The sequence below is a fragment of the Streptomyces sp. NPDC045022 genome, from assembly GCF_056432605.1.
In genome coordinates this window covers 152,595-177,545 of record NZ_JBWKIR010000005.1, presented here as the reverse complement: position 1 = coordinate 177,545, position 24,951 = coordinate 152,595, and the positions used below count along the sequence as shown (strand labels likewise).

21 protein-coding genes and 1 riboswitch are annotated in these 24,951 nt (G+C 71.4%); of the genes, 12 read left to right on the top strand and 9 right to left on the bottom strand.

Features of this window, described 5'->3' with window-relative positions; translation table 11 throughout:
* Window positions 1-98 precede the first annotated feature (98 nt).
* Window positions 99-575, top strand: a complete 477-nt coding sequence (locus AC07C1_RS11965) for a VOC family protein (protein WP_478938575.1) — start codon at window positions 99-101, stop codon at window positions 573-575.
* Window positions 576-657: 82 nt separating this feature from the next.
* On the opposite strand, the gene AC07C1_RS11960 is transcribed toward AC07C1_RS11965, so the two are convergent.
* Window positions 658-1,788, bottom strand: coding sequence for a hypothetical protein (locus tag AC07C1_RS11960; protein ID WP_478938574.1), 1,131 nt, complete (start codon window positions 1,786-1,788; stop codon window positions 658-660).
* A gap of 194 nt (window positions 1,789-1,982) precedes the next feature.
* Here AC07C1_RS11960 and AC07C1_RS11955 point away from each other — a divergent pair, with 194 nt between their 5' ends.
* Entirely contained in the window at window positions 1,983-2,570 is a 588-nt protein-coding gene (locus AC07C1_RS11955) for a flavodoxin family protein (protein ID WP_478938573.1), read from the top strand.
* Between the two features lie 27 nt (window positions 2,571-2,597).
* Here the strand turns inward: AC07C1_RS11955 and AC07C1_RS11950 are convergent, their stop codons facing one another.
* The 4 genes from AC07C1_RS11950 to AC07C1_RS11935 form a co-directional block, all read right to left on the bottom strand.
* Window positions 2,598-3,482: an ABC transporter permease gene (locus tag AC07C1_RS11950; protein ID WP_478938572.1), complete on the bottom strand. Its 885-nt coding sequence runs from the start codon at window positions 3,480-3,482 to the stop codon at window positions 2,598-2,600.
* Complete coding sequence (locus AC07C1_RS11945; protein ID WP_478938571.1) at window positions 3,469-4,476, bottom strand: ABC transporter ATP-binding protein; 1,008 nt, start codon at window positions 4,474-4,476, stop codon at window positions 3,469-3,471. Before AC07C1_RS11945 ends, AC07C1_RS11950 begins: the two co-directional genes overlap by 14 nt.
* A gap of 35 nt (window positions 4,477-4,511) precedes the next feature.
* Complete coding sequence (locus AC07C1_RS11940) at window positions 4,512-5,711, bottom strand: LolA family protein (protein WP_478938570.1); 1,200 nt, start codon at window positions 5,709-5,711, stop codon at window positions 4,512-4,514.
* 353 nt (window positions 5,712-6,064) lie between these two features.
* Entirely contained in the window at window positions 6,065-7,075 is a 1,011-nt protein-coding gene (locus AC07C1_RS11935; protein ID WP_478938569.1) for a polyprenyl synthetase family protein, read from the bottom strand.
* Between the two features lie 612 nt (window positions 7,076-7,687).
* Window positions 7,688-7,869: riboswitch (cyclic di-AMP (ydaO/yuaA leader) on the top strand.
* A 3-nt stretch (window positions 7,870-7,872) separates the two neighbouring features.
* Between AC07C1_RS11935 and AC07C1_RS11930 the strand changes: the two genes are divergently transcribed.
* On the top strand, window positions 7,873-8,358 hold the full coding sequence (locus tag AC07C1_RS11930) for a transglycosylase SLT domain-containing protein (RefSeq protein WP_478938568.1): 486 nt from the start codon (window positions 7,873-7,875) through the stop codon (window positions 8,356-8,358).
* 105 nt (window positions 8,359-8,463) lie between these two features.
* Here the strand turns inward: AC07C1_RS11930 and AC07C1_RS11925 are convergent, their stop codons facing one another.
* The 3 genes from AC07C1_RS11925 to AC07C1_RS11915 form a co-directional block, all read right to left on the bottom strand.
* On the bottom strand, window positions 8,464-9,276 hold the full coding sequence (locus tag AC07C1_RS11925; RefSeq protein ID WP_478938567.1) for an HAD family hydrolase: 813 nt from the start codon (window positions 9,274-9,276) through the stop codon (window positions 8,464-8,466).
* Between the two features lie 266 nt (window positions 9,277-9,542).
* The gene (locus AC07C1_RS11920) at window positions 9,543-10,745 is read right to left on the bottom strand and encodes an FAD-dependent oxidoreductase (RefSeq protein WP_478938566.1); all 1,203 of its coding nucleotides are present in this window, start codon (window positions 10,743-10,745) and stop codon (window positions 9,543-9,545) included.
* A 45-nt stretch (window positions 10,746-10,790) separates the two neighbouring features.
* Entirely contained in the window at window positions 10,791-12,035 is a 1,245-nt protein-coding gene (locus AC07C1_RS11915; protein ID WP_478938731.1) for a carboxylate--amine ligase, read from the bottom strand.
* Window positions 12,036-12,339: 304 nt separating this feature from the next.
* Between AC07C1_RS11915 and fahA the strand changes: the two genes are divergently transcribed.
* The 8 genes from fahA to AC07C1_RS11875 all read left to right on the top strand — a co-directional run bounded on the left by fahA (window position 12,340) and on the right by AC07C1_RS11875 (window position 22,021).
* On the top strand, window positions 12,340-13,557 hold the full coding sequence (gene fahA, locus AC07C1_RS11910; protein WP_478938565.1) for a fumarylacetoacetase: 1,218 nt from the start codon (window positions 12,340-12,342) through the stop codon (window positions 13,555-13,557).
* A gap of 385 nt (window positions 13,558-13,942) precedes the next feature.
* The gene (locus AC07C1_RS11905; protein WP_478938564.1) at window positions 13,943-14,881 is read left to right on the top strand and encodes a M56 family metallopeptidase; all 939 of its coding nucleotides are present in this window, start codon (window positions 13,943-13,945) and stop codon (window positions 14,879-14,881) included.
* 204 nt (window positions 14,882-15,085) lie between these two features.
* On the top strand, window positions 15,086-15,874 hold the full coding sequence (locus AC07C1_RS11900; RefSeq protein ID WP_478938563.1) for a GntR family transcriptional regulator: 789 nt from the start codon (window positions 15,086-15,088) through the stop codon (window positions 15,872-15,874).
* A gap of 79 nt (window positions 15,875-15,953) precedes the next feature.
* The gene (locus tag AC07C1_RS11895; protein ID WP_053852588.1) at window positions 15,954-16,181 is read left to right on the top strand and encodes a 4Fe-4S dicluster domain-containing protein; all 228 of its coding nucleotides are present in this window, start codon (window positions 15,954-15,956) and stop codon (window positions 16,179-16,181) included.
* A 36-nt stretch (window positions 16,182-16,217) separates the two neighbouring features.
* A complete protein-coding gene (locus tag AC07C1_RS11890) occupies window positions 16,218-17,561 on the top strand; it encodes an ABC transporter substrate-binding protein (protein WP_478938562.1) in 1,344 nt (447 codons plus the stop codon).
* Window positions 17,558-18,472 carry an ABC transporter permease gene (locus tag AC07C1_RS11885; RefSeq protein WP_478938561.1) on the top strand — a complete coding sequence of 305 codons (915 nt, stop codon included), beginning with the start codon at window positions 17,558-17,560 and terminating at the stop codon, window positions 18,470-18,472. The genes AC07C1_RS11890 and AC07C1_RS11885 overlap by 4 nt, the downstream gene beginning before the upstream one ends.
* Window positions 18,456-19,244, top strand: coding sequence for an ABC transporter ATP-binding protein (locus AC07C1_RS11880; protein WP_478938560.1), 789 nt, complete (start codon window positions 18,456-18,458; stop codon window positions 19,242-19,244). The genes AC07C1_RS11885 and AC07C1_RS11880 overlap by 17 nt, the downstream gene beginning before the upstream one ends.
* A gap of 11 nt (window positions 19,245-19,255) precedes the next feature.
* A complete protein-coding gene (locus AC07C1_RS11875; protein WP_478938559.1) occupies window positions 19,256-22,021 on the top strand; it encodes a fumarate reductase/succinate dehydrogenase flavoprotein subunit in 2,766 nt (921 codons plus the stop codon).
* 26 nt (window positions 22,022-22,047) lie between these two features.
* Here AC07C1_RS11875 and recQ read toward each other — a convergent pair whose 3' ends face one another.
* The gene (recQ, locus tag AC07C1_RS11870) at window positions 22,048-24,048 is read right to left on the bottom strand and encodes a DNA helicase RecQ (RefSeq protein WP_478938558.1); all 2,001 of its coding nucleotides are present in this window, start codon (window positions 24,046-24,048) and stop codon (window positions 22,048-22,050) included.
* Window positions 24,049-24,384: 336 nt separating this feature from the next.
* On the opposite strand from recQ, the gene AC07C1_RS11865 reads away from it, so the two are divergent.
* Complete coding sequence (locus AC07C1_RS11865; RefSeq protein ID WP_478938557.1) at window positions 24,385-24,921, top strand: hypothetical protein; 537 nt, start codon at window positions 24,385-24,387, stop codon at window positions 24,919-24,921.
* Window positions 24,922-24,951: the final 30 nt, after the last annotated feature.

Below are 24,951 nucleotides of genomic sequence, written 5' to 3'. Positions count from 1 at the left end.
CGGCGGTCACCGCCGAGATCCCGAGGGCCGGACCGAACCGGGTCCAGGCGCCACGGAATCGGCGCGTCCGGGACCGGCCACGGCTATAAGTGGTCAGCATGACCCAGACACCCGCACCCACCCCCGCCCCGCTGCACTGGAAGCTCGTCATCGACGCGGGCGACCCGCACACCCAGGCCGACTTCTGGGCCGCCGCCCTGCGCTACGAGGCCGAGGACAACAGCGCCCTGGTCGAACGGCTCCTGTCCCTGGGCGCGTTGTCCGGTGAGTCCACCGTCGAGTACCACGGCCGCCCCGCCTTCCGTGACCTCATCGCCGTACGGCACCCCGACGACCCCTACGACCCGGCAACCGGCACCGGGCTCGGGCGGCGGCTGCTGTTCCAGCGTGTGCCGGAGGCCAAGACCGTCAAGAACCGGCTCCACCTCGACCTGCACACCGGCGAGGGGCTGCGCGCGCACGAGGTGGCCCGGCTGGAGGCGCTGGGCGCGCGGGTCCTCCACGAGGTGAAGGAGCCCGCCGGCGCGTGGGTGGTGATGGCGGACCCGGAGGGCAACGAGTTCTGCGTGCACTAGTCCTGCTTCCACCGGTCCTGCCGGCACGTGCGTGCTGGTACGCGTGCCGGGGTACGCGTACCGCTCGCACGGATCCTGCCGGTTACGCCTGTGCGGCGCGCGCCGCCCGGTCGGTCAGGCGGACCATGCGGGCGCGGGCGGACTCCAGGGGGCCCGGATCGTCGGCGGCGGGACCCGGCTCCGCGGTGAGGTCGGTCCACAGGCCGATCAGATCGCGGCCCATCCGCAGTCCCTCCTCGGGGTCGCGCACCGCGCGCCAGGCGGTCGCCGCGCTCCGCACGTTCCCGTAGGCCGCCTCCGCGTCCCGCGCGTGGCGGCGCAGCCTGGCGACGTCCAGGGAGAGACGGAAGGCGCGGACCGGGTCGCCCGCCAAATAGGCGATGTAGGCGGTCAGTTCCTGCAGGTGCAGCACCTCGGCGTGGCGGGGGCCCAGCACGGCGGACGCCTCGGTGACGGTGCGGTCGGCGAGTTCCGCCGCCGCCTCGATGCGGCCCTCCCGCACTGCCTCGTTGATCCGTGTCATCGGTTCGGTGAGCAGCTCGGCCCCCTCCGCGGTCTCGGTCACGGGCCCGTCTCCGAGCACTTCCTCGGCGACGGCGTCGAACCCGCGAGGCGGGGTGTGGGTCGAGGCGGAGGGCAGCTCCGGTTCCGCGGACACGGAGATGGGGGCGGATTCCGCTCGCGGTGCGGGCGTGGCGGCCGCCCGCGCGGCCACGGCCACCGGAACGTCCGAGCAGGCCACCGGAACGTCGGAGCAGTTCGCCGGCGCGTCCCTGAGAACCACTGGTGCCTCGGCGCCGGCCGTCGGCGCAGCCATGACGGGAGCGGGCCCGAACTGCCCCGTCGGCGCCTGCACCGTCCCGGTCGGCAGGGGCTGCGGCTCGGTGGCCACGACCACCACTTCCGGTTCCTCCCCGGAAGCCACCCGGGCCGGCTCCCCCGTCACCCGGCTTGAGCCGTCGGCCGAGACCTCCAGGGGGACCACGCAGCCCGCGCGGTCGTCGTGGATGGTGGCCCGTATGGGCGTGCCGAGGCTGATCGCCAGGCGCTGGAGGTGATTCAGGACGGCCTGCTGGATCTGTTCGCCCGGTGCCGCCACGACGGACGTCCCGCCCACCGACGCGCCTCCCGTGCCGAACACCCGGACGGCCACCACCGCCGGATGCGCTGCGGGTTCCTGCGTCCGCTTCTTCTCGAAGCTGAGTCGAGACATCGGTTTCCCTCACTCCCCCGGCGTCGCGCTCCGGTCGTACGCGTCCTGCCAACCAGTGTGTCGGTTTCCGCCGGCTTCCGGGTCACCGCGGCGTCACAGCCTCGCACCAGCCACACCCTGGCGATAATTGATTGCATGTGCATAAAATGCATACGCTTTGATTTTGGTTACGACACCACTCACCTGGGGGACTCATGAGCCGTCGCTTCCTCTTCGTCCTGGGCAGCGCCCGTGCCGGGGGCAACACCGAGTTCCTGGCCCGCAGGTCCGCCGAACAGCTTCCCGGTGACGTCGAACAGCACTGGATCCGCCTCGCCGAACACCCACTGCCCGACTTCGTGGACCTCAGGCACGACAGCGACCACGTACGGCCGCCGGCGGACACCGCCACCCGCCTGCTGCTGGACGCCACGCTCGCGGCCACGGACATCGTGATCGCCTCGCCGCTGTACTGGTACTCGGTGTCCGGCCTGACCAAGACCTACCTGGACTACTGGTCCGCCTGGCTGCGCACCCCGGACCTCGGCTTCAAGGCGACGATGGCCGGCCGCACGCTCTGGGGCATCGCCGCACTGGCGGACCGCGAGCCGTCGGTCGCCGATCCCTATGTGGGCACCCTCAACAACTCGGCCGCCTACCTGGGGATGCGCTTCGGCGGCGTTCTGCTGGGCAACGGCAGCGGTCGCGGTGACGTGCTGAAGGACACCGAGGCGCTGGCGCGCGCGAAGACGTTCTTCGCGCAGGACGCGCCCCTCGCGCGCTTCCCGTACGAGACCGCGTGAGGGCAGGGCGACTCACGCGCCGGGAACTCAGGCGCTGATGTCCTTCGTCGTGAACCGCGCCCAGGCCGCCGAGCCGAACACGGCCGCGTACAGCGCCTGGAGACCGAGGTTCTTCACCAGGTCGTCCCAGTAGACGGGGTCGCGCACCAGGTCGGCGAAGGACAGCCAGTAGTGCGAGAAGAAGTACGGCTGGAGCGTGTGCAGCTGGGGTATCTGGTCGAGGATCTGGACCGTGATGAGCAGGCCGACGGTGGTCGCCATCGCCGCGATGCCGCTGTTGGTGAGGGTCGACACGAACAGACCGAGGGCCGCCACGCCGACCAGTGAGGCGGCGACGACCAAGGCGATCAGCAGGGCCCGGCCGAGTCCCTCGGCGAAGCTGATCCGGGTGCCGGAGATCGTCGTCAGATCGCCGAGCGGGAAGAGCAGGGCACCGACGATCAGCGCCGAGCCGGCGACGACCAGGGTGGCCAGTGCGCAGAACGCCATCACGGTCGTGTACTTGGTCAGCAGCAGTCGGGTGCGTCCGGCCGGGGCGACCAGCAGATAACGCAGGGTGCCCGCGCCCGCCTCGCCCGCTATCGCGTCACCCGCGACGACGCCGACGGCCATCGGCAGGAAGAAGGGCAGGGTCGCGGCCAGCGCCGTGAACACCAGGAACAGGCCGTTGTTGGTGATCTGCGTGATGAACGCGGGGCCCTCACCGCCGCCCCGGCCCACCGCCGAGTCACCCCGCGTCTCGATCTTCACCGCGATGCCGACCAGCACCGGCACCGCGGCCAGCACCGCGAGCAGGGCGAGTGTGCGCCAGCGGCGGAGCGTGGTGACGATCTCGCTGCGCAGCAGCCCGAAGGTCCACAGGGGACTCGGCCGGCGTACGGCGGTCACCGCGATCGCCTCAGCCCGCGACATCGAAGCCCTCCCCTGTCAGTGCCACGAACGCGTCCTCCAGGGAGGCCCGTTCGAGCGTGAGGCCCCGGACGCGAACGCCCGCGGTGACCAGGGCCGCGTTCACGTCGGCGAGATCCCGCTCCGGCGGCTCACCGGTGACCCGGTCGCCGTCGGCGGTGACGTCCCCGACGCCCTGCTCCTTGAGCACCCGGGCCGCCTCGGCCGCGTCCGGGGTGGTCACCACCAGCCGGCCGCGCGCTCCGGCCGACAGGTCGGCCACCGCACCCTGGGTGACGAGCCGGCCCTGTGTCATGACCGCCGCGTGGGTGCACACCTGCTCGATCTCGTCGAGGAGGTGGGAGGAGAGGAAGACGGTCGTGCCGTCGGCTGCCAGGTCCCTGATCAGGGTGCGGATCTCGCGCATGCCCTGGGGGTCGAGGCCGTTGGTCGGCTCGTCCAGGACGAGCAGTCTGCGCGGCTGGAGCAGCGCGGCGGCGAGGCCCAGGCGCTGCTTCATGCCCAGCGAGTATGCCTTCGCCTTCTTGCCCGCGGCCGCCGCGAGTCCCACGCGGTCCAGGGCGGCGGCGACGCGGGCACGCCGGGTGCGGGGGTCGGCGGTCGGGTCGGCGGCGTCGTAGCGCAGCAGATTGTCCCGGCCGGAGAGGAAGCCGTACAGCGCGGGCCCCTCGATGAGCGCGCCGACCTGCGGGAGGACGGCACGGGCCGACCGGGGCATGGGGCGGCCCAGCACCCGGGCCGTGCCCGTGGTCGGCTCGATCAGCCCCATCAGCATGCGGATGGTGGTGGTCTTGCCGGAACCGTTCGGACCGAGGAAGCCGAAGACGCTGCCCACCGGGACGGTCAGGTCGAGACCGTCGACGGCGAGCTGTCCGCCGCGGTAGCGCTTGGTGAGGCCGCGCGTGGCGATGACGCTCGCCGGCGCGTCCTCCGGATCGCGCTCCGGCGCGTCGCCCGGGTCACGCTCCCCCCGTTGCGTGGCGGACGGTGCGTCCATCGGCTCCCCCTCGATTCGTCGTGCCCCGGGAAGGGTTACTTCCCCGCGTCCGCCGCCTTCACCAGGGCGTCCTTGGTCACCGCGCCGGCGTAGACCTTGCCGTCGTCGGTGATCAGGGCGTTGACCAGGCGGGTGGAGAACACCGTGCCCTTGCCGAACTTGCCGGAGACCTTGTCCCCGAGCGAGCCCAGGAAGCCACCGAGGTCACCATTCCGGGAGCCGGTCGGCAGACCGCCTTCGGCACCGGTGTCGAAGGCGGCTACGGACGTCCAGCCCTTGCCGAGGACCGTGGCCCCCTCCAGGCCCTTGCCGAAGGCCCGGCCTGCTTCAGGGGCGTGGTCCCGCGCCGTGGAGTCCTTCTTCTCCTCGGTGACCTTCGCACCCTTGGGCGGGGTGAAGTCGAAGGTCGAGGCGGCCGGCTCGGCGAAGGAGACCTGGGTGAAGCCCGCGTCGACGACGGCGGCGCCGCCGCTCTTCGGGGTCAGCGTGAACTTCAGCGGCAGGCCGGTCTTCGCGTCCACGGCGATGCTGACGGCGCCGACCGTGGTGCCGGACTGCCTGGGCTTGATCAGCAGCTTGTAGGCGTCGCGGCCGGCCACCTGGACGGTGCCGTCGACGGTGACGGACGTGGTGTCGTCCACCGCCTTGAGGGCCTCGTCGGCGAAGTCCCCGGGCGTGGCCGGCGGCTCCGCCTTGCGGTCCTTGCCGGGGCCGGCCGCGGTGGAGTGGTAGACCTCGTTGCTCTTGCTGTCGTAGCCCCAGACGTCCTTGCCGTCATGGATGAGGCTGTACTCGGCGCCCTGCTCCAGCAGTGACAGCTTCTGCCGGTCCGGGCCGTCGGCCGCCACGCGCAGGGTGTGCGTGCCGGTGACCAGCTCGGTGAGCTTGGACTGCGGGTCGGCGGAGGAGCCGTCGCCGGAGCCCCGGGCCGCCCCGGAGGCGATGCTGCTCTCCAGGCCGCCCAGGTCGGGCAGACCCAGGTCCGTGCTGATCCTCACGGTGCCGGACAGCTGCTGCACGTCCGACTTGGCGATCTTCTCTATGAGCTGCTGTGCCGTGATCCTGGGCAGGTCGGGGTCACCTGAGTCGGCGAGCGCCGGGACCAGCCCGATCGTGGCCGCCGCCACCCCCACCACCGCGACCGGAACGGCGTACCGGGCGGCCTTGCGGCGGCCGGAGCGCGCGTCCTCGTCCCGCGCGGCGCCCACTGCGTCGTCGGATTCGTACGGTGCCATGTGTGCCTTACCTCCGTCGTCGGCGGCGGCTGTCCTCACGCTGGTCCACCTGAGCCGCCATTCTCACCCGAATCGGTGAGGAGTGGTGATTTCCGTGGTTCCATCTCACCAAATCGGCCATGAGGAAGCGTCAGACCTCGGAGCCAACTCCGTGTACGCCTGCGGTATGACACATGGGGGCGGCAGCTCCCCCGACCCGTAGGGGTCGCACCCCGGTCGTACCGCAGCCGCATGGCCGACGCGCTGGGCGTACGACCGACGCGCGGGGGCGCACGGCCGACGCGCTGGAGCGAGCGGGGACGGCGCCGCCCGGGTGCGCCGGCCCAGGCGGGCCGACGGGGAGGCCGACAGCGCTAGCCGGCGCGGTGCACCACGGCGTCGCACAGCTCGAGCAGGGCCGCCTTGGCGTCGCACTCCCGCAGCGGCGCCAGCGCGGCCCGCGCCTCCTCCGCGTACCGGACGGTGTCCCGGCGGGCCTGCTCCAGCGCGGGATGCGCGCGCAGCCCGGCCAGCGCCTCGGCGTGCCGGGCGTCGTCGCTGAGGTCGGAGTCCAGCAGCTCGCACAGCGCGATGTCCTCGGGCAGCCCGAGCCGGGCGGCACGCTCGCGCAGCCGCAGCACGGGCAGGGTCGGGATGCCCTCGCGCAGGTCGGTGCCCGGGGTCTTCCCGGACTCGTGGGAGTCGGAGGCGATGTCCAGGACGTCGTCCGCGAGCTGGAAGGCGACCCCGAGCCGCTCGCCGTACTGGCTGAGCACGTCGACGACCCTCTCGTCGGCGCCGGACATCATCGCGCCGAACCGGCACGAGACCGCCACCAGGGAGCCCGTCTTGCCGCCGAGCACGTCCAGGTAGTGCTCGACCGGGTCACGGCCGTCCGAGGGACCGGCGGTCTCCAGGATCTGGCCCGTCACCAGCCGTTCGAACGCGAGGGCCTGCACCCGGACCGCCTCGGGGCCGAGGTCGGCGAGGATCTGGGAGGCACGGGCGAAGAGGAAGTCACCGGTGAGGACCGCGACGGAGTTGCCCCAGCGCGTGTTGGCGCTGTCCACGCCGCGCCGCACGGCCGCCTCGTCCATGACGTCGTCGTGGTACAGCGTGGCGAGGTGGGTGAGCTCCACGACCACGGCCGACGGTACGACGCCGGGCGCGTAGGGGTCGCCGAACTGTGCCGCGAGCATCACGAGCAGCGGCCGGAACCGCTTCCCGCCGGCCCGCACGAGATGCTGCGCGGCCTCCGTGATGAACGGGACCTCGCTCTTGGTGGCCTCGAGCAGCCCTTCCTCGACAGCCGCCAATCCGACCTGGACATCGGCTTCCAGAGCCTGGTCCCGCACGCTCAGCCCGAACGGCCCGACGACGGTCACGAGGGGTCTCCTGTCTGCTGGTGTCTGCTGGCGGTTACACGGTTTGTCGATAGGTCGCTGCCATCACTCAAGTCAGCGTATCCGGTCCTCTTTCGATCACCGATAGCGCCCACCGGTCCAGCCCGGGCGGTATCGGATCATGACCGGCATGGTCTCGATCGGCTAGTAAGAACGGACATTTATCGACTTAACAGGAACTCGTACATTTTGTCGCGACCCGGGGGTGAGCGGAGTAACGCCCGGCCCACCACCGAGGCACGCCCGGCCGAGGCGGCGAATACCCGATCGCGCCCGAATCCGCCCGGATGGCCCACCCACCTCCGCCCTCGACTTCGAGCGCGATTCACCCGAATCCCCCATGTCTGATTTGCTGCACTTTGCTATTTCGTGAATTGGGTCACGCGGTCCCATCGCCCACTCCGCTCACCAGGCACCCCTTCTCCCCTTGCGTCATCGGCGAGTTGAGGGTTGGCAACCGCAAAGGATCAAGTACCTCATACAGCACAGATCAAGGTCAAATAGTGCGTTGTACGAATCCGGGTCTTGTTCCCGACATGTGCTCTCGCATACGTTCCGGGCCGTCGGGCGGACGCCGAATCCTGCCGCCGCCCGCATAACCATTCGACGAACACATTCGTAGGGCAGGAGCGGGGGACCCAGGTAAGCCGCTGGACCGGACGACACATGTCGCACCGGAACGGCTAGGGGTTAAGTCGTGCCTTTCCCAGGGCACGGCCGGGCACCTCCCCGCCCGAACCCGACAGCTCACCTCGCAGGCGCCGGAGAGGAACTTCCCCATGCCCGCTGCCGTTCAGTACCGCCGTACCCGGAACAACCGCTTCGTCCGCACCCTCGCCGCCGTCGGCGCGGGCGCCGCCCTCCTCGCGCTTCCGCTCGTCGGCGCGACCAGCGCCTCCGCGGCCGGCACCACGACCACCCCGGCCACCACCACCGCCGGGTACCCGAACAACCTCGACGGCTGGATCCGCGAGTCCCTCGCGATCATGGCCGAGAAGAAAATCCCCGGCACCTACAACGGCATCCACCGCAACATCATCCGCGAGTCGTCGGGCAACCCGCTGGCCATCAACCTCTGGGACTCCAACGCGGCCAAGGGCATCCCGTCCAAGGGCCTGCTCCAGGTCATCGACCCGACGTTCAACACCTACCACGTGGCCGGAACGTCGTTCGACATCTACGACCCGGTCGCCAACATCACCGCCGCCTGCAACTACGCGGCCGCGCGGTACGGGTCGATCGACAACGTGTTCGGCGCGTACTGACCTACGGCGGACCGGCGCCCGGCACACGGCGGACCGGCGCGCACCGGCACCTGACGGACCGGCGCGCACCGGCCTCCGGCCGACAGTGAGCTACTGAAGTGCCGGTCAGTCGGTCGAGAAGAGTCCTTCGAGGACGACGGCGATGCCGTCGTCCTCGTTCGACAAGGTGATCTCGTCCGCCACCGCCTTGAGTTCGGGGTGCGCGTTGGCCATGGCGACCCCGTGTCCGGCCCAGTCGAACATGGGGATGTCGTTGGGCATGTCCCCGAAGGCCAGGGCCCGTTGCGGGCCGATCCCGAGCCGCTCGGCGGCCAGCGCCAGCCCGGTCGCCTTCGTCACCCCGCACGGCTGCAGCTCCACGGTCCCCGGCCCCGACATGGTGACGGTCGCCAGCGAGCCCACCACCGCGCGCGCGACGGCCGCCAACTCGTCGTCGGACAGAGTGGCATGCCGCAGCAGCACCTTGCTGATGGGCTCGCACCACAGGTCGTCACGCCGGCCAACACGTACCGCGGGCAGGGTCGGGTGTGGCATCAGATACCCGGGCTCGATGAGCGTGAGCCCGTCCACGCCGTCCTGGTCGACGGCCGCGTAGACCTGCCCCACCTCCGCCTCGATCTTGCCGAGCGCGGTCTCGGCCAGTTCCCGGTCCAGCCGGACCGACCACAGCAGGCGGTCGGCGGCGGCGTCGTAGACCTGCGCACCCTGTCCGCACACCGCGAGCCCCGTGCAGCCCAGGTTCGCCAGCAGGGGCCGCACCCGCGGAGCCGGCCGGCCCGTCACCACCAGGTGCCGGGCGCCCGCCCGCGCCACCCGTGCGAGCGCGGCGAGCGACCGGTCGGAGACAGTGTCATCGCCGCGCAGCAGCGTCCCGTCCAGGTCGGTGGCGATCAGTGCGTACGCGGGGGTGGGTGCCATGATCAGAGAATACGGACACCGCGTCCCGCCGACTCACCGCTCTTTCCACGCACTTACGTACTGTTCAGCCCCAAGTGAGGCCTGCGGACTCCCGGATGGTGATGGCGACGCCATTGGCCGTGCCGGTGACGGATTCCAAGCCCGGTGATCTCGGTCGGCTCCCACGGCGGTCCGCCCTCACCGACCGCCTGGAAGACCGTGCCGGCGGCGGCGCCCTTCAGGCATCCATCCCGCACGGTGTTCCGGGTGAGTGCGCCCGAAGGAGGTCAGCCGTGTGCGGCGGCCAGGTGTTTCGTCAGGCGTGGGGAGGCGAACTCCGTGCCGCAGACGAAGCGCATCACCGGGCCGTACGAGGACGCCGCCGGGAGCCCGGTGAAGTACAGGCCGGGTACGGAGGAGACGTAGCCAGGGCCCAGCTTCGGGGTGCCACGGCTCACCGCGAGACGGGTGCGCAGCTCGTGGCCGAGGAAGTCCATCGCCCCCATGTCGACACGGTAGCCGGTGGCGGCGATGACGTGGTCGGCGGTGAGCTGCTCGGTCCGGCCTCCGAGGGAGCGGACGGTGAGAACGGGGCTGCCGTCCGGGGCCTCGGCGCCCACGAGCCGCTCGATCTCCTGGACCTGCACGCCGCTCAGGAAGCGCTCGCGCAGCCACCAGGCGCCCAGCGGACCGAGGACCCGGCGGACCAGGTAGTGGCGGGCGGTCTCAGGCAGGAAGCGGTAGGGGTGCGGATAGTAGCTGAGCGCCCACAGTGACCAGGCACGGCCGAACGGGGACTCGGGGCGCAACCTGGGCTGGTTCCAGGGTGGGGCGCCGAAGGCGACCCGGCCGCGCCCCCGCGCGACGACCCGAACCCGGGCGCCCGCCTCGGCCGCGAGCGCCGCCGTCTCCAGCGCGGACTGGCCGGCGCCGATCACGATCAACTCCTTGCCGGCGAAGCGGCCGAGGTCGTGATGCTGGCCGCTGTGCGAGACCGGGCCCGTCGGAGCGGGACCGTCGGCCGCCGCCCCGGCCAGCTCCGCCGGAAGATGGGCGAGACCGGACAGGCCGGTGGCGACGACGACCGCGCGCGCGGTGAACAACTCACCCGAGTCCAGCTTGAGTTCGAAGCCACCGCTGCCGTCACGGTCCACGGAGACGACACGCACCGGCTCCAGGCCCGGGACCAGCTTCTGCTGGAACCACTCGCCGTAGGAGATGAAGGTCTCCACCGGAATGATGTCCTCGTCGGTCACCAGACGGCGGATGCCGGCCGCGTCGCAGTAGTCGGCGAGGGTGTGGCCGGGCTGCGGGCAGTCGAGGTTCGAGGCGACGGGGGTCGACTTCAGGAGCATGCCCTCGGGCATGTGGTCGCGCCAGCTGACCATGGGGTCACCGAAGACGCGGACGGGGATACCGCGCGCCCGCAGATGGGCGGCGGTGGACAGGCCGAACGGCCCGGCCCCGATGACTGCAACCGGTCGAATCACGAAGTCCCTCCCCAGAGACACGCTGTGCCACCTTGGTGGCCTTGCCTACTTCGTGGATGTGCCGCTGCCGCGGCGGTTGGTCCGCCACAGCTGATAGAGGTGCTTCGCGCCCGGGCGCACGAAGCGGGCGAGCATCGTGAGGAACGGCAGCGGGTCGTCACCCGCGAGCCAGGCCAGCTCCGTCCCGCTCGCCTTCGCCGGCGCGTGCGGCGTCGTGTAGCCGCTGCGGCGGTAGGCGAGGAGGGCGGGAAGGTCGATGTTCTCCACGATGTAACGGTGACCGGTGCGCTGTTCCCCCTCCGGGACGGGGCGGCCGGTCAGGTCCAGGTGCATCGCACGGACGACGTCCACGCCCGACTCGTTCTCGAAGAGGCGGAACTGGGCGCCCATGCGCGGGTTGAAGTCGAGGAGCTTGTACTGTCCGTCGCGGCGGTCGAAGCGCAGGTCGAGGTCGATGATGCCGCTGAAGCCGATCTGTTTGATGAAACGAGCGGCGAGGTCGGCGAGTTCCGGGTTGTCGACGACGTACGCGTTGGCCGTCATGCCCGCGTGCGGCGGCCAGGAGCGGACCTTGACCCCGGTGAACAGTGCGAGGGGGCTGGAGTCCCGGTCGAAGCAGGCGTGCACGATCCAGTCCTCGGCCTCCTCGCGCGGCAGGTATTCCTGGAGGATCACGCCGGGTTCCTCGCCCCAGTCCCGGGCCAGTGCGAGCAGGTTCTCACGGGTGGTGATCCGCGTGGTGCCGTTCACGGCCGGGTGACTGCGCCGGAGGAACGCCTCGCGGTTCTTGGCCACCACCGGGAAACGGGCACTGTCGGCGAAGGCGACGATGTCCTCGTACGACTGCGGGAACGCGGCCGGGGGGCTCACGATGCCGTGCTCCGCGCACAGTTCGTGCAGCCCTTGTTTGCTGGCGAGCCGACGGGGCAGCGCGGGATCGACGCGCGGAAAGAGAAAGGAACCGGCCAGCTCGTCCTGGTGCTCGGCGATCAGTACGGCGGCCTCCTCGTCCGTCGGGATCAGGACGGCCGGGCGGCCGATCCGGCGGCCGATGCGCAGCAGGCCCTCGACCAGACGAGCCGGGTCCTCCGCGCCGGTCGTCGGCCACACGAACGCCTTCTTCAGGTAACGCGAGGAGGCCGCCGGTGTGTACGGATCCTCGGTGACCGCGTACATGGGCACGCCCAGGCGGCCCAGACTGCGGATCGCGCCGACGCCACCGTGGTGCAGCGGGTAGTCGCCGAACTTGACGATCAGCCCCGGCACGTCACGGTCGGCCTGGAACGGCACACTGACGGCGCTTCCGGCCACGGGTCCCCCCACGTGTCCCCCCCAATGGAACGGACCCACCCCGTCCGTGCCCCCAAAGGACGCTAAGCCGGAATTGCCGCCTCCGACAAGGGCTTTTTGGACATTGCAAACTCTTTAGTCATTGATCGGGCAACCATTCGATCGCCCCCCGGCAAGCTTTCGATCTCCACCGGGGGGACGCCCGAGGACACTGCCCAAGACCCGCATCGCGGCCGTAACGTGTGCCGCGACCACATGGAACGCATCGCCATGCATGGCGCGGATGAGAGTGAGGCAGCACCCCATGCCCCCCTTCGACGTCCCCGAGGGCGACCCCTTCGGCCCGCACAACCTTCCCTATGGCGTGTTCTCGCCCTCCGGCAGCACGGAGCGGAGGGTCGGCGTCCGGCTCGGGGACCACGTCCTCGACGCGGGCGCCGCGGCCGCCGCGCTCGGCTCGCCGTACGCCTCCCTGCTCGCGCAGCCCACCCTCAACCCGCTGCTGGCCGCCGGGCGCACAACCTGGTCGGAGGTGCGGCGCGCGCTGACGGAGTGGGTGACGGTGCCCTCGCACCGGCCGACGGTCGAAGCCCTGTTCCACCCCCTGTCGTCGGTGACCCTCCATCTGCCCTTCGAGGTCGCGGACTACGTCGACTTCTACGCCTCGGAGAACCACGCCCGCAATGTCGGCCAGATCTTCCGCCCGGACGCCGAGGACTCCCTCACCCCCAACTGGAAGCATCTGCCGATCGGCTACCACGGCCGCTCCGGCACGGTCGTCGTCTCGGGCACGGACGTCGTCCGGCCGTCCGGGCAGCGCAAGGGCCCCGGTGACCCCGCCCCCGTCTTCGGCCCGTCGATCCGGCTGGACATCGAGGCGGAGGTCGGCTTCGTCGTGGGCGTGCCCTCCGAACTGGGCAGCCCGGTCGCGCTCGACGGCTTCCGGGAGCACGTCTTCGGGCTGTGCCTGCTGAACGACTGGTCCGCGCGGGACATCCAGGCCTGGGAGTACGTCCCCCTCGGTCCCTTCCTCGGCAAGTCCTTCGCCACCTCGGTGTCGGCGTGGATCACCCCGCTGGAGGCACTGGAGCACGCGCGCGTGACGCCACCGGAACGCACGCACCCACTGCTGCCCTACCTGGACGACTCGGCCCCCGGGACCGATTCCGGCGGCTACGACCTGCGCATTTCCGTCGCGATCAACGGCCATGTGGTGTCGGAGCCGCCCTTCTCGACCATGTACTGGACCGCCGCCCAGCAGCTCGCCCACATGACGGTGAACGGCGCCTCGCTGCGCACCGGTGACCTGTACGGCTCGGGCACGGTGAGCGGGCCGGCGGAGGGCCAGCGCGGCTCGTTGCTGGAGCTGACGTGGAACGGCCGCGAGCCCCTGGAACTCCCGGACGGCAAGCGCGCCTTCCTGGAGGACGGCGACGTGGTGACGCTGTCGGCGTGGGCTCCTGGGGCGGACGGACACCGCGTGGGGCTGGGAGAGGTCAGCGGACGGGTTGTGTCGCGTTGAGCGACAGCGTGTAGCAACGAGTTCGCACAAGTCCCCCATGCCGGGCATCCGGTACTCACCGTTGGAGACGAGCGGTGAGTACTCGCTTCCACGGGGGACTTCCCTCACCGTAGACCGAGCGCCGGGATGGCCACAGCGGCCCGTTCCCGTGGTCGAGCGGGGACAGCGAGCAGGCCGCGAGGGCGTCGGGGAAGGGGGCCTGCAGACTCGCAGCCGAGGCGAGCCGGCCTCGAAGAAAGGCGGCCGGTTCGCCGCCGGCACCTGTCTCGAGCCGTCCCGCACCGTCATACTGGCGGGACACGCACCACGCGACGCGCCCCTGGCGCATCGCCCCGCACCGCTCCGACACCCGCGCAAGTCTCCGACCAGGAACCGGAGCCCCGGCATGACCGTCTGCCTGCTCCTGCTGAGCGTCGTCGCTCTGACGGCCGCCGTACCGGCGCCGCGTGCGCTGACCCGGGCCGTCTGGCCCGAGCGGGATCCCGTGGTCGCGCTGTGGGTGTGGCAGTGTCTCGTCGCCACCGTCCTGCTGTGCTGCCTGACCGCACTGGCCCTGGGCGCGGCGGCTGTCTTCCACACCGTGCGCGACCGTGTGTTCGCCCCCGCGCCGCCCGCCGTCACCGCCGCGTACGACCTCTCCTCCGCACCGGTGTGGGCCGCCGCCCTCACCGTCCTGCTGGCCTGCGGGGCCGCCTGGACCACGGCGATGCTGGGCCGGGAACTCCTCGAGGCCCGCCGCAGCCGGGGTCAGGCGCGGGCGCAACTACGTGAACGCGCTCCCGATCTGCCGGCCGGGCTGCCGGCGGCACGCGGGCCGATGCTGGTGCTGGAGGACGAGTACCCGGACGCCTGGTGGATGCCGGGCCATCCACCGCAGCTGGTCGTCACCACGGGGGCACTGCACCGTCTCACGGACCACCAGCTCGATGCCGTCCTCACACACGAGCGGGGTCACGCCCGCGCCCGCCACGACTGGCTGCTGCACCTGTCCACCGCGCTCGCCACGGGCTTCCCGCGCGTTCCGCTCTTCGCCCACTTCTGCGACCAGACGCACCGCCTGGTCGAGCTGGCCGCCGACGACACGGCGTCCCGGCGTTGCGGGCACCTCACCACGGCCCTCGCGCTGATCGAGCTGAACCAGCACCGGGGTGTCCTCTCCTGCGCCTCCAGCCGCCGCCTCCTCGGCGAACGCGTGGACCGCCTGCTGGAACCGCCACCGCGGCTGCTGCGCCGGCACCGGGCCCTCACGACGACGATGGCCGCGCTGGTTCCTCTGCTCCCGCTGCTCATCACGTTCGCTCCTGGGCTGACGGCACTGTCGTAACCGAGGGAGGTGCCGCCCCGGAGCCGAACCGCTCCGGCAAGCCCCCGGCCGGTCCCAGCCGACATGGACCAGCCACCGGCCGGGTGGCAGATCCGACCCCCGCCCACTACGAAGTCCCAGGTCAGCGACTTATCCAACGTCCCCTCACCTGGCGCAACAATCCAGCAACACCTCTTTCCCTACCTCATCGGTATGGTTCCAGCCATGCCACCCACCGACCGCCCCCGCGACCACGCCGGTCAGGGCGCAGCGACCACCGTCGCGGCCCACCGCGCACGTCGTCGGCTGCGTGCGGACCGGGCCCGGCAGCTCGCCGACCTATTGCGCCACCAGCTCCTCACCGGCGCCTTCCAGGACGGCCCCCTCCCCCACGAGTCCACCCTCGCCACCGACTACCGCGCCTCCCGCAACACCGTCCGTCAGGCCCTGGACCTGCTCCGGGCCGAGGGTCTGGTGGAGCGGCTGCCCGGAGTCGGCACCGTCGTCGTCGCCCAGAAGTACCCGCACGGGCTCGACCGTCTGATGGGCCTCGCGGAAACCCTCCGCGAACACGGCCACGTCACCAACGAGGTCCGCACCATGGGCCCCGCCCCCGCACCCGCCCCGGTCGCCGAGCGTCTCCACGTCCCGGCCGGCGCCGACGTCCTCTACATCGAACGCCTGCGCCGCCTCAACGGCCTCCCGCTCTCCCTCGACCTGACCTACGTCCCGCTCGACATCGGCACGGCCCTGCTCGGCGCCGATCTGGAGAACACCGATGTCTTCCGCCTTCTGGAAGCCAGCACCGGACAGCCGCTCGGCCACGCCGAGATCACCCTGGAGGCGGTGAACGCGGACGCCCACTCCGCCGCCGTGCTCCAGGCCCCGCGCGGTGCCGCCGTGCTGATGCTGGAACGCCTCACGCACCTCGCCGACGGCCGCCCCGTCGACCTGGAGTTCATCCGCTTCCGTGGCGACCGCATCACCATGAGCGGCTTGCTCCACCGGTCGTGACCACCTCGCGTTCACCCGATCCCATCTGACACATCCCTGCCCGCACACATCCCTGCCTGCACGTTTCCTGGAGACAGTCATGCCCTTGGTGCCCCAGCGGGCCGACGTGCCCGTGACCATCGACGAGTCGAAGTGCATCGACGGCTGCACCCTCTGCGTGGACATGTGCCCGCTGGACTCCCTGGCCATCGACACCAGCAGCGGCAAGGCCTACATGCACGTCGACGAGTGCTGGTACTGCGGCCCGTGCGCGGCCCGCTGCCCCACCGGAGCCGTCACGGTCAACATGCCCTACCTGCTCCGCTGACCCTTCCGAACCGCTCCGGTGAGAGGCCGAACCACCATGAAACGCACGGCAGTTTCCCTGTCCGCCGCCGCGCTCCTCCTTCCTCTGTCCGCCTGTGGCGGCAGCGCCGAGGCAGGCGACGGCTCCACGGTCACCGTGACCGTCGGCTACCAGTCCAAGACCATCAACACCGTCACCGCAGGCACGCTGCTGCGCTCCCTCGGTTACTTCGAGAAGCAGCTGAACTCCCTGCACGACGGCCACACCTACAAGGTCGACTGGCAGGACTACGCCACCGGTGCCCCGATCACCGCCCAGATGACGGCGGGGAAGATCGACATCGGCTCGATGGGCGACTTCCCGCTACTGCTCAACGCGGCCCGCGGCAAACAGCTCGGCCGCCCCACCCATCTGGTGTCGGTCACCGGCTACAACCTGCGCGGCGGTCTCAACACCGTCGTGACGGCACCGGACTCCAAGCTCACCTCTTTGCGCGACCTCAAGGGGAAGAAAGTTTCCACGAGCGTCGGCTCAGCCGCCGACGGCACCCTCGTGCGGGCCCTGCAGCGTGCCGGGATCGACCCGGACAAGGGGATCTCCAAGCTCAACCAGCAACCGGCGGTGGGCGCTTCGGCGCTCTCCGCCGGCAACGTGGACGCACTGTCCCAGTTCGTCGCCTGGCCCGGCCTGCTCGCCTACCAGGGCAAGGCGAAGGCCCTGTACGACGGCGCCCAGCTGAACCTGCCCACCTTCCACGGCGTCACCGCCGGGGAGGACTTCGCCACGCAGCACCCGGCCGTGCTCAAGGCCTTCCTCAAGGCTCAGGCCCAGGCGACGGACTACCTCAACGGCCACCCCGTCACCGCCGCCGAGAAGGTCGCCGAGGCCACCGGGCTGCCCGCCGAGGTCGTCTACCTCTACAACGGCGCCCACGGCATCGCCACTTTCGACCCGGCCGTCAAGCCGCAGCTCGTCGCCGCGCTCAAGCAGGACGTATCCGTGCTGAAGGACGCCAAGCTGACCGGCGACATCGACGTGGACTCGTTCGTCGACGACCAGTACGTGAAGAAGGCCCTCGGCACCTCGTACGCCAAGCGGCTCGCCGCCTCACCCGCACCGGCCGCGAGCGAGGTGTGGGCCAAGGGCCGCGAGAAGACGTCCGCCTTCAAGGCCCCGAAGGAGCTGCTGGCTTACGTGGCCGAGCACCGGAACGGCATCCGCGCCGCCTACGTGCCCGACACCACCACCGGCACCCTCTGGTTCGCCGACAAGGCGGTCTGGGTGGCCGACGGTGACCAGTTGCTGCCCTTCGTCACCCCGGCGACCGCGCAGGCCTATGTCTCCGCGCACGGCGGCGCCCGTACGGTCTCCTACAACGAGGCTCTGGGGCGCGCCTCATGACCCGGCACCCCCTCGCCCGGTATGCGCTGCGGACGGCGTCCCTGGCCACCGCGCTCGGCCTGTGGCAACTGCTGACCAGCCTGGATGTCGACCTGTGGCTGCGCTTCTCGCAGTTCCCGACCGTCACCGACGTCGCTCACGCCTTCTCCGACCGGCTCTCCGGTGCCGACTACTGGACCGACCTCACCGACAGCCTCACGCGAATCCTCACCGGCTTCGCGCTGGCGGCCGTACTGGGCGTGGCGACGGGCGTTGTCGTGGCCCGCTCGCGCCTCGCCGAGGATCTGCTCGGCCCGGTCCTGGAAGTGATCCGCCCGGTCCCGGCGATCGCCCTCGTCCCTGTTGCGATCCTGCTCTTCCCCTCCAACGAACAGGGCATCGTCTTCATCACCTGCACCGCCGCCTTTTTCCCCGTGCTGGTCTCCACCCGGCACGCCGTCGGCGCGCTGACCCCGGTGTGGGAGGAGGCGGTGCGCACCATGGGCGGCAGCCGGCTCCGGATCCTCGGCTCGGTCGTGCTGCCGGGAGCGCTGCCCGGCATCTTCGGCGGGCTGTCGGTCGGCATCGGCGTGTCGTGGATCTGCGTGATCTCCGCCGAAATGATCTCCGGCCAGTACGGGGTCGGCTACCGCACCTGGCAGGACTACACGGTCGTGAACTACCCCGGTGTGTTCGTCGGCATGGTCACGATCGGCGTCCTCGGCTGGGTCACCTCCACGGCCGTGGAACTCCTCGGCCGGCGCCTGACCCGCTGGTTGCCCCGCACCTCGTACGTCCCCGGCGGCCGCACCCGCGCGTCCCGCCCGCTCGCCGTCCCCGCTCACGCCGACGGCGAACCCGAGCACAAGGCCCAGCCCGAGCAGAACAGCGAGAACGACACCGAGGAGGCCCGCGATGAGCACCTCGTCTGAGACCGTCGCCACCGCGGCCACGCCGGCACCCGGAGCCGTGCGCGGCACCCGGCTCGCGTTCCGCGGCGCCGTGCTGGGGCGCCCGGACGCCCCGGTCCTCGCCGATGTCGACCTGGAGGTCGGCCCCGGCGAGATCCTCACCGTCGTCGGCCCGTCCGGCTGCGGCAAGTCCACGCTGCTGCGCACGCTCGCCGGACTGCTGGCTCCGCTGGGCGGTACGGCGGAAGCGGACGGCAGCCCGCTGACCGGGCCGTCGGCCGACCGCGCGCTGGTCTTCCAGGAGGACGCGCTGCTGCCCTGGCGGACGCTGCGCGGAAACGTCGAGCTGCCGCTCGCCATCAGGGGCGTACCGCGCGCCGCACGCCGTTCCCGAGCCGAGGCCTGGCTCGACCGTGTCGGACTCAGCGTGCAGGCCGGGCAGTTGCCGCACCGCGTGTCCGGTGGGCAGCGCCAGCGCGCCCAGTTGGCCCGCGCCTTGGCCGACAGCCCGCGCGCGGTCCTCATGGACGAGCCCTTCGGCGCGCTCGACGCCCAGACCCGCTCCGGCATGCAGGACCTGCTCGTGGAGGTGTTGCGCGGCACCGGCGCGACCGTCGTCTTCGTCACGCACGACGTGGACGAGGCCCTCTTCCTCGGCGACCGCGTGGCCCTGCTCGGTTCCGGCCGGGTGGCCGCCGTACGGGACGTGCCGCGCCCCCGTGACCGTGCGGCCTTCGACGCCCCGGCCCGTGTGGCCCTGCGCCGCGACATCCTCACCTCGCTCGGCTCCTGAAAGGCACCCCGGTGACCACCCCCGCGCCCACTTCCCCGGAGATTCCCGCCGTCACCGACGCCGAGGAGCTGACCTGCGACGTCCTCGTCATCGGTGGCGGCACCGCCGGCACCATGGCCGCCCTGACCGCCGCCGAGCGCGGCGCGAACGTCCTGTTGCTGGAGAAGGCCCACGTCCGCCACTCCGGCGCGCTCGCCATGGGCATGGACGGCGTCAACAACGCGGTCATCCCCGGCCGTGCAGAACCCGACGACTACGTCGCCGAGATCACCCGCGCCAATGACGGCATCGTCGACCAGTCCACCGTCCGCCAGACCGCCACCCGCGGCTTCGCGATGGTCCAGCGGCTGGAGTCGTACGGGGTCAAGTTCGAGAAGGACGAGTACGGCGAGTACGCGGTCCGCCAGGTCCACCGCTCCGGCTCGTACGTACTGCCGATGCCAGAGGGCAAGGACGTCAAAAAGGTCCTGTACCGGCAGTTGCGGCGGCGCGAGATGCGGGAGCGGATCAGGATCGAGAACCGAGTGATGCCGGTCCGGGTCCTCACCGCCGAGGGACGGGCCGTGGGCGCCGTCGGTTTCCACACCCGCACCGGTGCCTTCGTCACCATCCGCGCGGGCGCCGTGATCCTCGCGACCGGTGCCTGCGGCCGTCTCGGGCTGCCCGCCTCCGGCTACCTCTACGGCACTTACGAGAACCCCACCAACGCCGGTGACGGTTACGCCATGGCCTACCACGCGGGCGCCGAGCTGACCGGCATCGAGTGCTTCCAGATCAACCCGTTGATCAAGGACTACAACGGCCCGGCCTGCGCCTACGTCGCCAACCCCTTCGGCGGCTACCAGGTCAACCGGCACGGTGAGCGCTTCGTCGACTCCGACTACTGGTCCGGGCAGATGATGGCCGAGTTCGCCGCCGAGGTCGCCAGCGACCGGGGCCCGGTCTACCTGAAGCTCAGCCATCTCCCCGAGGAGTCGATCTCCGCGCTGGAGTCGATCCTGCACTCCACCGAGAGGCCGACCCGCGGCACCTTTCACTCCGGTCGCGGACACGACTACCGCACCCACGACGTCGAGATGCACATCTCGGAGATCGGCCTGTGCGGCGGGCACTCCGCCTCCGGTGTCCGCGTCGACGACCACGCCCGCACGACCGTCCCCCGCCTGTACGCCGCCGGCGACCTCGCTTGCGTCCCGCACAACTACATGATCGGCGCCTTTGTCTTCGGTGACCTCGCCGGCGCGGACGCCGCCCAGTACACGGCCTACGACGGCGAGCTTCCCGCGGACCAGGTGCGCGAGGCGCACGAGCTGATCTACCGCCCGCTGCGCAACCCCGACGGCCCGCCGCAGACCCAGGTCGAGTACAAGCTGCGCCGTTTCGTGAACGACTACGTGGCCCCGCCCAAGTCGGGTGCGCGGCTCTCCCTCGCTCTGGAGGCCTTCGAGCGGATGCGCGACGACATCGCGGCGATGGGCGCGCGCACCCCGCACGACCTGATGCGCTGCGCCGAGGTCTCCTTCATCCGCGACTGTGCGGAGATGGCCGCTCGTGCCTCCCTGGCCCGTACCGAGTCCCGCTGGGGCCTCTACCACGATCGTCTCGACCACCCCGGGCGGGACGACGTCTCCTGGTTCCACCATCTCGATCTGCACAAGTCCCCCTCAGGTGCGATGGAGTTCACGGCGCGTCCCGTGGCTCCGTATCTGGTGCCGGTGGAGGAGTTCACGCCCGTAGGCGGTCTCTCCCGGCGGTTGGGTGAGGTCCATCCCGAGCACGTGGCCACGGCCGGGCCGCGCGAGGTGGCGCCGGTCGCCACCGGACCGGCCTCCGCGCCTGCCGCCGGGCCCGCCGACCGGGCCGGCACCCGGAGCACCGCCTCGCCGCGGCTCCTGGCACTGCTGGAGCTGGCCGAGGCGGAACCCGAACTCGTCGCGGTCGAGCCTTACCTGGCCGACCCCGACGCCGCCGTGCGTCGTACGGCCGTCTCGGTGCTCACCGAGACCGTGCCGCCCGGCACCGGGCAGGCCCTGGCCGGTGCCCTCGCCGACACCGACGCCGAGGTCCGCGCGGCCGCCGCGGCTTCACTGCGCGAACTCGTCGAGACCCTGCCGCCCGAACCCGCTCTGGGCGCCGCGCTCACCGGTGCGCTCGGCGAGGCCGACCCTGTGGTCCGTGCCGCCGCTCTCGATGTGCTGCGGGCTCTGCGGCTCGGCGAGGCGGGGGTGTTCGCGGCGGCGCTGGACGATCCCGACATCGCCGTCCGCACCGAGGCCGTACGGGCGCTCGTCTCGGTCGACGCGGTCGGGCCACTGGCGGGTGCCGCCGACGATCCCTCCCGGGAGGTCCGGGTCACTGTGGCCAAGGCCCTGGCCGCCGTCGCCTCGGCGCCCCTGGCCGCGTCCGACCGGGAGCTGCTCACCGGCACCCTGGACCGGCTCACCGAGGACGCCGATCCGCTGGTGCGCGGTGCCGCGCTCGGCGCGCTGGCCACCACCGGCTGCCCGGCGCCGCTCACCGCCCGCTCCGTGGCCGCGCTGTCCGACCGGGCCTGGCAGGTGCGGTCCGGCGCCGCCACCGCGCTGTCGGCCGCACCCGCGGACACGGCTGTCCCTGCCCTCGCCAAGGCCCTCGCCGATCCGAACGCCGACGTCCGCAAGGCGGCGGTCCTGGCGCTCATCCGGCACCGGGCCACCGAGGAGGCCAGGGCAGCCCTCGCCACGGCCACGGCGGACTCGGACGCGGACGTCCGGGCCTACGCGGGCCGGGGACTCTAGCGCCGCGCCCCACCCGCCGGGCCGGGCTATATCCAGTCGTCCGGCTCCGGCTCGTCCGCCGGCTCGGGCCAGTGGTCCTCCGGAGATTCGGTGCCCGCCGGGTCCGCGGCACCGGCGGGGCCCGGCCCGTCCAGGGAGGTCAGCACCTCGAGCACCCCTTCCCCGTACGTAGCCAGCTTCTTCTCGCCGACGCCGCTCACCGTGCCCAGCTCGGGCACCGAGCCGGGCCGACGGGAGACGATCTCCCGCAAGGTGGCGTCGTGGAAGATGACGTAGGCGGGGACGCCCTGCTCCCTGGCCTGCTCGGCGCGCCAGGCGCGCAGGGCCTCGAAGGCGGGGAGCAGTTCCTCGGGCAGCTCCGCCGCGGCGGCCTTGGCCTTGCGGTCGCCCCCGGAGACACCGGCCGACCGCGAACGGGAGCCGGCCGGCTTCTTCGGCTCCTTGCGCAGCGGCACCTCACGCTCCTGGCGCAGGACCGCGCCGCTCGCCTCGGTCAGCACCAGCGTGCCGTACTCGCCCTCGACCGCGAGCAGCCCCTGGGCGAGCAGCTGGCGGATGACGCCCCGCCACTCGCCCTCGGTGAGGTCCTGCCCGATACCGAAGACGGACAGCTGATCGTGGTCGAACTGGATCACCTTGCCGGTGCGCTTGCCGAGCAGGATGTCGACGATCTGCATCGCGCCGAACTTCTGCCCGCGCTCCCGCTGCAGCCGTACCACTGTCGACAGCGCCTTCTGCGCGGCGATCGTGCCGTCCCAGGTCTCCGGTGGGATGAGGCATGTGTCGCAGTTGCCGCAGCCCGCCGCATCGGGGTCCTGGCCGAAGTAGGCGAGCAGCTGGCCGCGACGGCACTGGGCCGTCTCGCACAGCGCGAGCATGGCGTCGAGGTGGGCGGCCGCGCGGCGGCGGAACGCCTCGTCACCCTCACCGGACTGGATCAGCTTGCGCTGCTGTATGACGTCGTTCAGGCCGTACGCCATCCAGGCCGTGGACGGCAGGCCGTCACGGCCCGCGCGGCCGGTCTCCTGGTAGTAGCCCTCGATGGACTTGGGCAGGTCCAGGTGGGCGACGAAGCGTACGTCCGGCTTGTCGATGCCCATGCCGAAGGCGATGGTCGCCACGACGACCAGGCCGTCCTCGCGCAGAAACCGGGACTGGTGCCGTGCGCGGGTGCCCGCGTCCAGGCCCGCGTGGTACGGCACCGCGTCGATGCCGTTGGCGGTCAGGAACTCCGCCGTCCGGTCGACCGAGTTGCGCGAGAGGCAGTAGACGATGCCGGCGTCGCCCGCGTGCTCCTCCCGGAGGAAGGCGAGCAGCTGCTTCCTGGGGTCGGCCTTCGGCACGATCCGGTACTGGATGTTGGGCCGGTCGAAGCTGGCGACGAAGTGGCGGGCCGTCGGCAGGTTCAGCCGCTGGGTGATCTCCTGGTGGGTGGCACGCGTGGCCGTGGCGGTGAGGGCGATCCGCGGGACGTCCGGCCAGCGCTCGCCGAGGAGGGACAGGGTGAGGTAGTCGGGGCGGAAGTCGTGGCCCCACTGGGACACGCAGTGCGCCTCGTCGATCGCGAAAACGGAGATCTTGCCGCGGGAGAGGAGGTCGAGCGTGGCGTCCAGGCGCAGTCGCTCCGGTGCCAGATACAGCAGGTCCAGCTCTCCGGTCAGGAACTCGGCCTCGACCATGCGCCGCTCGTCGAAGTCCTGCGTGGAGTTGATGAAGCCGGCCCGCACACCGAGGGCGCGCAGGGCGTCCACCTGGTCCTGCATCAGGGCGATCAGCGGTGACACCACCACGCCGGTACCGGGCCGGACCAGGGCCGGGATCTGGTAGCACAGCGATTTGCCGCCGCCGGTGGGCATGAGGACGACGGCGTCGCCGCCCGCCACCACGTGCTCGATGATCTCTTCCTGCTCGCCCCGGAAGACCTCGTATCCGAAGACCCGGTGGAGTGTGGCCAGCGCCTCGCTGTCGGCCGCGCCCGGCCCCTCGGTCATCCTTGGCATCTCGCTGATTCCGCCCGTCGCGCCCATCGTCCTGTCCCCCGTCGGTTCCCCCGTGCTCGTCCGTCGACCACTGCGTCCACGATAGGCGCCCGCGCCGACAACACCCGACCGTTGTCCACAGGCGGGGCCCGCTTGTCGTATCAACGCCATGGAACGTCTCGAGTAACGGCCACCTGGCCCATCGGACGACTCCGTGCAGCCCCCGCTCAACCCCATTGGGTGCCTTCGGATGGCCGCTTCCCCTCGCCCGGGGCCAGGCTGCTGAAGCGGGCCGGGAGGAGGCCCGCACGCTCGGGGATCCCGCTTCGCGCACCCCGCTCACGAGCGCACGATCCCACCCTCTCCCCCTAGGAGCCCCACGTCATGATCGCTCGCCTCGCCGGAGCCGGCCTCGTCCTCGTTTCCGCCCTCGTCCTACCCGGGTCCGCGCCCGCCCAGGCCACCGACCGCAGCCCTCTCGTCGGCGAGGAACTGGGCGCGGCGTACGCGGCGACGGCGCAGTACAGCTACCTGCCGCTCGCGACCGCCGACGGCTACGAGCCGCACATGTGCCTGGCGCGCCCGCAGGGTGGCATGGGATTCCACTACTTCAACGAGTCTCGCTTCGGCTCCCTCGATCCCGAGAAGCCCGCCGGCCTGCTCTACGAGGACGCCGGCCAGGGGAAGCGCCGGCTCGTCGGTGTGGAGTGGGTCGTCCCGGTCACCGGCAAGAACATGCAGCGGCCCCACCTGTTCGGGCAGGCCTTCCAGGGTCCGATGGCCGGCCACTACCCGGGCATGCCCACCCACTACGACCTGCACGTATGGCTGTACAAGAAGAACCCCGAAGGCCTCTTCTCCCCATGGAACCCGAAAGTGAAGTGTCCGCCCTCGGCCGGGCAGGGCATGTCCGGGCACTGACATGCGACGGCCCCGGTTCCCCTCCCGAGC